The sequence below is a fragment of the Streptomyces sp. AF1A genome (assembly GCF_047340315.1).
Lineage (GTDB): Bacteria > Actinomycetota > Actinomycetes > Streptomycetales > Streptomycetaceae > Streptomyces.
The window spans coordinates 1-8,906 of the sequence record NZ_JBLEBI010000231.1 but is presented as its reverse complement, the minus strand read 5'-3'; the positions used below and the strand labels follow the sequence as shown (position 1 = coordinate 8,906).

At 71.3% G+C, this 8,906-nt stretch carries 9 protein-coding genes and 1 pseudogene; 7 read left to right on the top strand and 3 right to left on the bottom strand.

Translation table 11 applies throughout. The annotated features are described in order from the left end of the window. Positions 1-874 (bottom strand): hypothetical protein (locus ACLU3S_RS33770; protein WP_413955796.1); only part of this gene is annotated, 874 nt, incomplete at its 3' end. A gap of 301 nt (positions 875-1,175) precedes the next feature. Here ACLU3S_RS33770 and rplM point away from each other — a divergent pair. The 4 genes from rplM to ACLU3S_RS33750 all read left to right on the top strand — a co-directional run bounded on the left by rplM (position 1,176) and on the right by ACLU3S_RS33750 (position 4,372). After that, positions 1,176-1,619, top strand: a complete 444-nt coding sequence (rplM, locus tag ACLU3S_RS33765) for a 50S ribosomal protein L13 (RefSeq protein WP_351743246.1) — start codon at positions 1,176-1,178, stop codon at positions 1,617-1,619. 42 nt (positions 1,620-1,661) lie between these two features. Next, on the top strand, positions 1,662-2,174 hold the full coding sequence (gene rpsI / locus ACLU3S_RS33760) for a 30S ribosomal protein S9 (RefSeq protein ID WP_030173946.1): 513 nt from the start codon (positions 1,662-1,664) through the stop codon (positions 2,172-2,174). A 187-nt stretch (positions 2,175-2,361) separates the two neighbouring features. After that, positions 2,362-3,720, top strand: a complete 1,359-nt coding sequence (glmM, locus tag ACLU3S_RS33755) for a phosphoglucosamine mutase (protein ID WP_413955795.1) — start codon at positions 2,362-2,364, stop codon at positions 3,718-3,720. 118 nt (positions 3,721-3,838) lie between these two features. Continuing rightward, the gene (locus tag ACLU3S_RS33750; protein WP_413955794.1) at positions 3,839-4,372 is read left to right on the top strand and encodes a hypothetical protein; all 534 of its coding nucleotides are present in this window, start codon (positions 3,839-3,841) and stop codon (positions 4,370-4,372) included. A 24-nt stretch (positions 4,373-4,396) separates the two neighbouring features. Here ACLU3S_RS33750 and coaA read toward each other — a convergent pair whose 3' ends face one another. After that, entirely contained in the window at positions 4,397-5,365 is a 969-nt protein-coding gene (gene coaA, locus ACLU3S_RS33745) for a type I pantothenate kinase (RefSeq protein WP_413955797.1), read from the bottom strand. A 211-nt stretch (positions 5,366-5,576) separates the two neighbouring features. Between coaA and glmS the strand changes: the two genes are divergently transcribed. Next, entirely contained in the window at positions 5,577-7,424 is a 1,848-nt protein-coding gene (glmS, locus tag ACLU3S_RS33740; RefSeq protein ID WP_413955793.1) for a glutamine--fructose-6-phosphate transaminase (isomerizing), read from the top strand. A gap of 28 nt (positions 7,425-7,452) precedes the next feature. Here the strand turns inward: glmS and ACLU3S_RS33735 are convergent, their stop codons facing one another. Continuing rightward, positions 7,453-8,247 carry an SDR family NAD(P)-dependent oxidoreductase gene (locus tag ACLU3S_RS33735; protein WP_413955792.1) on the bottom strand — a complete coding sequence of 265 codons (795 nt, stop codon included), beginning with the start codon at positions 8,245-8,247 and terminating at the stop codon, positions 7,453-7,455. A gap of 67 nt (positions 8,248-8,314) precedes the next feature. Between ACLU3S_RS33735 and ACLU3S_RS33730 the strand changes: the two genes are divergently transcribed. Together ACLU3S_RS33730 and ACLU3S_RS33725 are read left to right on the top strand one after the other, a co-directional pair. After that, entirely contained in the window at positions 8,315-8,686 is a 372-nt protein-coding gene (locus ACLU3S_RS33730) for a holo-ACP synthase (protein WP_413955791.1), read from the top strand. A 55-nt stretch (positions 8,687-8,741) separates the two neighbouring features. After that, a pseudogene (locus tag ACLU3S_RS33725) lies at positions 8,742-8,906 on the top strand (bifunctional ADP-dependent NAD(P)H-hydrate dehydratase/NAD(P)H-hydrate epimerase); the annotation flags it as partial.

The following is an 8,906-nucleotide window of genomic DNA, read 5'->3' as shown; positions in this document are numbered from 1 at the left end:
TGGCCGCCGCCGACGCCTGGGACTCGCCGCGGCGCCAGATCTGGCGGAAGGTGAACTCCTGCAGGTCGTCGCCCGCGGAGAAGACCTTGGTGTCCTTCTTGGTGACGTTCGCGCCGTTGGTGAAGCCGGCGGTGGTGAAGTAGGCGTAGCGGCCGACGGCGTTGCGGGTCGAGCGGCAGATCGCCCCGTCGCAGAAGGGCTTGACGCCCTTGCCGGCCAGCGAGCGCACGATGCTGCGGTCGTCGGTCTGGCCCTTGGCCTTCGCCGCCCGGGCGTCGGTGTCGAAGACGGCGACGCCGACGGTGACGGCGACCCCGCCGTTGGTGTACGTCGCGCGGATCAGGCGGGTGCAGCCGTTCGCCGTGAGGATCTTCGGCAGGGAGCCGCCGGCCGCCGAGGCGCAGTTCGTGGTGTCGGCCGTGGCGCCCTTCTTGTACACGGTGTCGCCCATGGTCAGCTGGGTGCCCGGGAAGAGGCTGCCGGCGCTGAGCGGGGCGGTGTCCTTCTTGGCGCTGGATATGAAGTCCTTCGGGTCCAGCGGCGGCGGGGCGCTGGTCGGCTCGAAGGACGGCGCCGCGCTGGACGTGCCGCCGGGCAGGGACCCGCTGGCGGGCAGGTTGGCCGGTTGCCCGTGGGCGTCGTTGTGGCTGTTCGCCGAGACGACGGCCATGGCGACCGCGGTGCCTATCGCCACCGTGGCGAGCGCGCCGCCGACGACGAACAGCAGCTTGCGGCGCTTGTTGCGGGTCTCCGAGGCCTCCGCGAGCGCGGCCCAGTCGGGAGTCCCGTCGTCGCCGCCGCTGTTCCAGGGCTGCTGGGAATTCGGTTTCCAGGGATCCCACTGAGACTGGGGTCCCCCCTGCCCGTAACTCATGGGGCGCATCTTAGACGGGGGGAACGGGGTGCTGGACCGCGCGCGGCGGCATGCCTCGTTTGTCCGTCGGTGCCGTGTCGCAAGGGCTCGTTTTGACCCGTCCGGGGGCGCCCGGGTAACCTGCTTCTTCGTTGTGTATTGGCTTGCTCATTCTCACGGGACGGGCCCTTACACCGGTCCACCGGGCCGATGACCAGCGACCCCACGCACGCGGTTTGCGTCGCCGCCGTGGGTCAAGGCTGTCGTGATCGTTTCGGTGACCTTGTTTAGGACCATTCACTCGAAGCGAAGGCTACGAACCGTGCGTACGTACAGCCCCAAGCCCGGCGATGTGACGCGCCAGTGGCACGTCATCGACGCTCAGGACGTCGTCCTGGGCCGTCTCGCCACCACCGCAGCGACCCTTCTCCGGGGCAAGCACAAGCCGATCTACGCGCCCCACGTCGACACCGGTGACTTCGTCATCATCATCAACGCCGACAAGGTGCACCTCTCCGGCAACAAGCGGACCCAGAAGATGGCGTACCGCCACTCCGGCTACCCGGGTGGTCTGCGCTCCGTCCGTTACGACGAGCTCCTCGACAAGAACCCCGAGAAGGCCATCGAGAAGGCCGTCAAGGGCATGCTCCCGAAGAACTCCCTGGGCCGTCAGATGCTCTCGAAGCTGAAGGTCTACAAGGGTGACCAGCACCCGCACGGCGCCCAGCAGCCGGTGCCGTTCGAGATCACCCAGGTCGCGCAGTAAGTCCGGCCACCCCCTAAGACTGAAGAGAATCTGAGGAGAATCGTGGCCGAGACCACTGCCGAGCAGCCGCTCGAAGAGCTTGACATCGACAGCTACACCACCGAGTCCGAGGTGCCCGTCGAGGGCGAGTACACCTCGGAGTCCCTGGCCTCCCGCTTCGGCGAGCCCCAGCCGGCCGCCGGCCTGGGCCGCCGCAAGAACGCCATCGCCCGCGTCCGGATCGTTCCGGGCTCCGGCAAGTGGAAGATCAACGGCCGCACCCTCGAGGACTACTTCCCGAACAAGGTGCACCAGCAGGAGGTCAACGAGCCCTTCAAGGTGCTCGAGCTCGAGGGCCGTTACGACGTCATCGCCCGCATCGCCGGTGGCGGCGTCTCCGGCCAGGCCGGTGCGCTGCGCCTCGGTGTCGCCCGTGCGCTGAACGAGGCCGACGTCGACAACAACCGCGGCCCGCTGAAGAAGGCCGGCTTCCTGCGCCGCGACGACCGTGCGGTCGAGCGGAAGAAGGCCGGTCTGAAGAAGGCCCGCAAGGCCCCGCAGTACAGCAAGCGCTAAGCGCAGCTGCCTGCTCGTACTCCGAACGCCCCGGCGGCACGCCACATGTGCCGTCGGGGCGTTCGCTTATTCCGGCCAAGGGCGTATAACGACACAAGACGCTCAAAGGCCGGTGTGATCGGATGACCCGCTGTCTGCCACCATGCAAGGCAGCAACGACGCTTCCTCAGGACCCTCAGGAGGACAAGTGGGACGACTCTTCGGCACGGACGGCGTGCGCGGTGTCGCCAACGCGGATCTGACGGCCGAGATGGCGCTCGGCCTCTCCGTCGCCGCGGCGCACGTGTTGGCCGAGGCGGGCACGTTCGAGGGCCACAGGCCGACGGCGGTGGTCGGACGGGACCCGCGCGCGTCCGGGGAGTTCCTGGAGGCGGCGGTGGTGGCGGGCCTCGCCAGCGCCGGCGTCGACGTCCTGAGGGTCGGTGTGCTGCCGACGCCCGCGGTGGCGTTCCTGACCGGCGCGCTCGGCGCCGACCTGGGCGTGATGCTCTCCGCCAGCCACAACGCCATGCCCGACAACGGCATCAAGTTCTTCGCCCGCGGCGGCCACAAACTCGCCGACGACCTCGAGGACCGCATCGAGGCGGTGTACGACTCGCACCGGCACGGCGAGCCGTGGGAGCGGCCGACGGGCGCCGGGGTCGGCCGCGTGCGGTCGTACGACGAGGGCTTCGAGCAGTACATCGGCCACCTCCTGTCCGTCCTGCCGAACCGGCTGGACGGACTGAAGATCGTCCTGGACGAAGCGCACGGCGCGGCCTCGGGGGTCTCGCCGGAGGCGTTCGCGCGGGCCGGCGCCCAGGTCGTCACGATCGGCGCCGAGCCGGACGGCCTGAACATCAACGACGGCTGCGGCTCGACCCACCTGGACCGGCTGAAGGCCGCGGTCGTCGAGCACGGCGCGGACCTCGGCGTGGCGCACGACGGCGACGCCGACCGCTGCCTGGCCGTGGACCACACCGGCGAGGAGGTCGACGGCGACCAGATCCTCGCCGTGCTCGCGCTGGCGATGCGGGAGCGTTCCGCACTGCCCTCCGACACCGTCGTCGCGACCGTGATGTCCAACCTGGGCTTCAAGCTGGCCATGGAACGCGCGGGCATCCGGCTGGTGCAGACGGCCGTCGGCGACCGGTACGTGCTGGAGGAGATGAAGGAGCACGGCTTCGCCCTCGGCGGCGAGCAGTCCGGGCACGTCATCATCCTCGACCACGCCACGACCGGCGACGGCACGCTCACCGGGCTGATGCTGGCGGCACGGATCGCGCAGACCGGCCGCAGCCTGCGCGAGCTGGCGTCCGTGATGGAGCGGCTGCCGCAGGTGCTCGTCAACGTGCCGGACGTGGACAGGTCCCGGGTGGCGACCTCCGCCGACCTCGCGGCCGCCGTGACGGAGGCCGAGCGCGAACTGGGGGAGACGGGGCGCGTGCTGCTCCGGCCGTCCGGCACCGAGCCGCTGGTGCGGGTGATGGTCGAGGCGGCGGACATCGAACAGGCCCGTTCGGTCGCCGGCAGGCTGGCCGACGCGGTGAAGTCGGCGCTGGGCTGAGACGCGCCGGGTTGAACCCCAAGGCGTAGCAAAAAGTGCACGCTTGATCACTGACTGTTTCTCTGGCATCGAGGCCGCACCGCGCGGCCACCCCCTCGATCGGAAGAGAGAGACAGCAATGAAGATCGTGCGCAGCACCCTGATGCGGGCGGCCGGTCCGGCCCTGGTGGCGGGTCTCGTCGCCACCTCGCTCGCCGCTCCGGCCGCCGCCGCCCCGGCACCGGGCTCCACGGCGTTCCGGATCCTCGGCGGGCTCGCCGGGCTCCAGGCGCGCGCCGGCGTGGCGAACACGGTCACGGCCAGCGTCTCCGGCACCCATCTGCGGCTCAGCGACACCACGGGCATCGCCATCGGCCCGGGCTGCACCCGGGTGGACGCCACCACCGCGGACTGCGGTCCCGTCGCCACGGTGGCATGGCTCACGGTCGCGCTGGGCGACGGGAACGACTCCTTCGACGGCACCACGGCTCCGGTCAGCGCCATCGTCGACGCCGGTACGGGCACCGACAGCGTGACCACCAACGGCAAGAACGACCTGATCGACGTGGAGGACAACGCCGGCGGGGACTCGGTGAACTGCGGCGGCGGCAGCGACACGGTGTTCGCCGACACCGCCGACAGCGTCAACGCGAACTGCGAGACGCGGTTCTAGCAGCCGCCGCACCCCCGCGCCGGGCTACAGCTTGCGCAGTCGCAGCCGCTGCACCTTGTGGTCCGGCCCCTTGCGCAGGATGAGGGTGGCCCGGCCGCGGGTGGGGGCGATGTTCTCGACCAGGTTCGGCTTGTTGATCGTCCGCCACAGGGCGCGCGCGTAGTCGAGGGCCTCCTCCTCCGACACCTGGGTGTACTTGCGGAAGTACGACTCGGGGTTCTGGAAGGCCGTCTGCCGCAGCTTCCTGAAGCGGCTGAGGTACCAGCGCTCGATGTCGTCGCCGCTCGCGTCGACGTACACGCTGAAGTCGAAGTAGTCGGCGAGGCCGACCCGGGTGCGGCCGTCCTTGCCGGGCAGCGCGGGCTGGAGGACGTTCAGGCCCTCGACGATCAGGATGTCCGGGCGGCGGACCGTGAGCTTCTCGCCCGGCACGATGTCGTAGATGAGGTGGGAGTAGACGGGCGCGGACACCTCGTCCTTGCCGGCCTTGATGTCCGCGACGAAGCGGGTGAGGGCGCGGCGGTCGTAGGACTCGGGGAAGCCCTTGCGCGACATCAGGCCGCGGGCCTCCAGCTCCTTGGTCGGCAGCAGGAAACCGTCCGTCGTCACCAGCTCCACGCGCGGATGCTCGGGCCAGCGGGAGAGCAGCGCCTGCAGGAGGCGCGCGACGGTGGACTTGCCCACCGCGACGGAGCCGGCGACACCTATGACGAAGGGGGTGCCGGACTGGGAGCCCTTCTCGCCGAGAAAGGTGTTCAGCGCCCCTCGGAGGCCGTCGGTGGCGCCGACGTAGAGATTCAGCAGGCGGGAGAGCGGGAGGTAGATGTCGCGCACCTCGTCCAGGTCGATCACGTCGCCCAGACCGCGCAGCTTCTCCACCTCCTCGGCGGTGAGCGGCAGCGGCGTCTTGGCGCGCAGCGCGCTCCACTCGGCGCGGGTGAGATCGACGTAGGGAGTCGCCTCCGGCCTGTGCCGGTGGGCGCTCCGGGGCATCGAGGAGACCGGTGAGATCACATTCCATTGTTAACGGAGTTCGAACGGGGCGGCGGGTGGGGTCCGTCACGCCGGCGGGTGGGGTCCGCCACGCCCGCGCGGTCCGGGCCGCCGCCGGGCGCGGCCGGGATCTTCGTACGACGGTGGGAATTTCCGATTTCGGGCAGGGGGCGGCCCGTTCGGGCCGGTCGCGGGCCGTAGGCTGCCGCCCATGTGCGGAATCGTGGGATACGTGGGGTCGCAGTCGGCGCTCGATGTCGTGATGGCCGGGCTGAAGAGGCTGGAGTACCGGGGGTACGACTCGGCGGGTGTCGCCGTGCTGGCGGACGGCGGGCTGGCCGCCGCCAAGAAGGCCGGGAAGCTGGTCAATCTGGAGAAGGAACTGGTCGACCGGCCCCTGCCGGCGGGCTCCACGGGCATCGGCCACACGCGCTGGGCGACCCACGGCGGCCCCACGGACGCCAACGCGCACCCGCACCTGGACAACGCGGGCCGGGTCGCCGTCGTCCACAACGGCATCATCGAGAACTTCGCCGTGCTGCGTGCCGAGTTGGCCGAGCGCGGCCACGAGCTGAACTCCGAGACGGACACCGAGGTGGTCGCCCACCTGCTGGCCGAGGAGTTCTCCTCCTGCGCGGACCTCGCGGAGGCGATGCGGCTGGTGTGCCGGCGGCTGGAGGGCGCGTTCACCCTGGTCGCGGTGCACGCGGACGAGCCGGACGTGGTGGTCGGCGCCCGCCGCAACTCCCCGCTCGTGGTGGGCGTCGGCGAGGGCGAGGCGTTCCTGGCCTCGGACGTCGCCGCGTTCATCGCGCACACCCGCTCCGCGATCGAACTCGGCCAGGACCAGGTGGTGGAGCTGCGCCGCGACGGCGTGACGGTCACCGGCTTCGACGGTCAGCCGGCCGAGGTCCGCTCCTACAACGTCGACTGGGACGCGGCCGCCGCCGAGAAGGGCGGCTACGACTACTTCATGCTCAAGGAGATCGCCGAGCAGCCCAAGGCGGTCGCCGACACCCTGCTCGGCCGCATCGACCCGTCCGGCTCCCTGACCCTGGACGAGGTCCGCATCACGCCCTCCGAGCTGCGCGAGATCGACAAGGTCGTCATCGTCGCCTGCGGTACGGCCTTCCACGCCGGCCTGATCGCCAAGTACGCCATCGAGCACTTCACGCGCATCCCGTGCGAGGTGGAGCTGGCGAGCGAGTTCCGCTACCGGGACCCGATCCTGGACGGCCGCTCCCTGGTGATCGCCATCTCCCAGTCCGGCGAGACCATGGACACCCTGATGGCGCTGCGGCACGCCCGGGAACAGGGCTCCAAGGTGCTGGCCATCTGCAACACCAACGGCTCCACGATTCCCCGCGAGTCCGACGCCGTGCTGTACACGCACGCCGGCCCGGAGGTCGCCGTCGCCTCGACCAAGGCGTTCCTGACCCAGCTGGTCGCCTGCTACCTGGTCGCCCTGTACCTGGGCCAGGTGCGCGGGACCAAGTGGGGCGACGAGATCCAGGCGGTCATCAAGGACCTGTCCCGCATCTCGGTGGAGGTCGAGCGCGTCCTGGAGACCATGGAGCCGGTCCGGGCGCTGGCGCGGACGCTCGCGGCGAAGAACACGGTGCTGTTCCTGGGCCGGCACGTCGGCTATCCCGTCGCCCTCGAAGGCGCGCTGAAGCTCAAGGAGCTCGCCTACATGCACGCCGAGGGCTTCGCGGCGGGCGAGCTGAAGCACGGCCCGATCGCGCTGATCGAGGAGGACCTGCCGGTGGTGGTGGTCGTGCCCTCGCCGCGCGGCCGCTCCGTCCTGCACGACAAGATCGTCTCCAACATCCAGGAGATCCGGGCCCGCGGCGCCCGCACCATCGTGATCGCCGAGGAGGGCGACGAGGCGGTCGTGCCCTACGCCGACCACCTCATCCGCATCCCGGCCACGCCGACGCTGCTGCAGCCGCTCGTGGCCACGGTTCCGCTGCAGGTCTTCGCCTGCGAGCTGGCCACCGCCAGGGGCAACGAGGTGGACCAGCCGCGGAACCTGGCCAAGTCGGTGACGGTGGAGTAGGCCCCACCGGGGCGCCGCGGCGCGGGGCTCAGTGGACCGAGAAGCCGCCGTCGACGAAGATCGACTGGCCGGTGACGTAGGCGGAGGCGTGGCCGGCGAGGAAGACAGCCGCGCCCTCGAAGTCCTCGGCGACCCCGTTGCGGCCGGTCAGCGTGCGCGCGGCCAAGGCCGCCACCTTCTCCGGGTCGGCCGACAGCCGCGCGTTCAGCGGGGTCATCACGAAGCCGGGCACCAGCGTGTTGACGGTGACGCCGTACGGGGACCAGGCCTCGGCCTGCGAGCGGGCCAGCGACTCCAGCGCGCCCTTCGAGACGCCGTACGCGCCGCTCTGCACGAACGCCCGGTGCGCCTGCTGGGAGCTGACGTGGATGATCCGGCCGAAGCCCCGCTCGGCCATGCCGGGTCCGAACCGCTGCCCCAGCAGGAAGGGCGCCTCCAGGTTCACGGCCATGGCCGTGTCCCACACGTCCTCGCTCAACTCGCCCATCGGCGGCCTGATGTTGATCCCCGCGGAGTTGACGAGGATGTCGGGCTCCCCGAAGACCCCGGCCGCCTCCTCGGCCGCGGCGCGCACACCCTCGCGGCTGCTCAGATCGCCGCTCACCCAGGCCGCCCGGCATCCGTCGACCACCAACTCCTCGACGGTGGCCGCCAGTTCCGCCCTGCCGCGGGCCACGACCACCACGCTCGCCCCGGCGCGCGCCAGCGCCCCGGAGATGGCCCGGCCGATGCCGGAGCTGCCCCCGGTCACCACGGCGACCCGGCCGTCCAGCGAGAAGAGTCCGGAGAGGTAGGCCCGGGGGGTGCGGGACGCGTCGGTCATGGGCGCAGCCTAGAGGCCCGCACGAGCGGCCCGGCAGCCGCCCTCGGCGGGGCCTAGGGTGCTCACCATGAGCATCATCGGAGTCGGGATCGACGTCGCCGAGATCGATCGGTTCCGGGCGTCCCTGGAGCGGACGCCCGGGCTGGCCGACCGGTTGTTCGTGCCGGGCGAGTTGCTGCTGCCCAGCGGGGAGCGGCGCGGAATCGCCTCGCTGGCCGTCCGGTTCGCCGCGAAGGAGGCGCTGGCGAAGGCGCTGGGGGCGCCGCCCGGGCTGCACTGGACGGACGCGGAGGTGTACGTCGAGGACAGCGGGCAGCCGCGGCTGCGGGTGACCGGGACCGTGGCGCTGCGGGCCGCCGAACTGGGCGTGCGCGCCTGGCATGTGTCGCTCAGCCATGACGCGGGGGTGGCCTCGGCCGTGGTGGTCGCCGAGGGCTGAGCCGCCCGGCCGCTCCGGGTGTGGGGGGCGGGGGTTCCGGGGCAGACTCGGTGCCATGCGTACTGCGTACAGCGTGGAGACGGTGAGGGCGGCCGAGCGGGCCCTGATGGCGCGGCTGCCGGAAGGGGCGCTGATGCAGCGGGCCGCCGCCGGGCTGGCCGCCGCCTGCGCCGAGTTGGCGGGCAGGGTGTACGGCAGTCGGGTGGTGCTGCTCGTCGGG

Coding starts and splice junctions, on each gene's coding strand:
- ACLU3S_RS33750 (WP_413955794.1), top strand. CDS start 3,839: ATGAAGATCGTGCGCAGCACCCTGATGCGGGCGGCCGGTCCGGCCCTG.
- coaA (WP_413955797.1), bottom strand. CDS start 5,365: ATGCCCCGGAGCGCCCACCGGCACAGGCCGGAGGCGACTCCCTACGTC.
- glmS (WP_413955793.1), top strand. CDS start 5,577: ATGTGCGGAATCGTGGGATACGTGGGGTCGCAGTCGGCGCTCGATGTC.
- ACLU3S_RS33735 (WP_413955792.1), bottom strand. CDS start 8,247: ATGACCGACGCGTCCCGCACCCCCCGGGCCTACCTCTCCGGACTCTTC.
- ACLU3S_RS33730 (WP_413955791.1), top strand. CDS start 8,315: ATGAGCATCATCGGAGTCGGGATCGACGTCGCCGAGATCGATCGGTTC.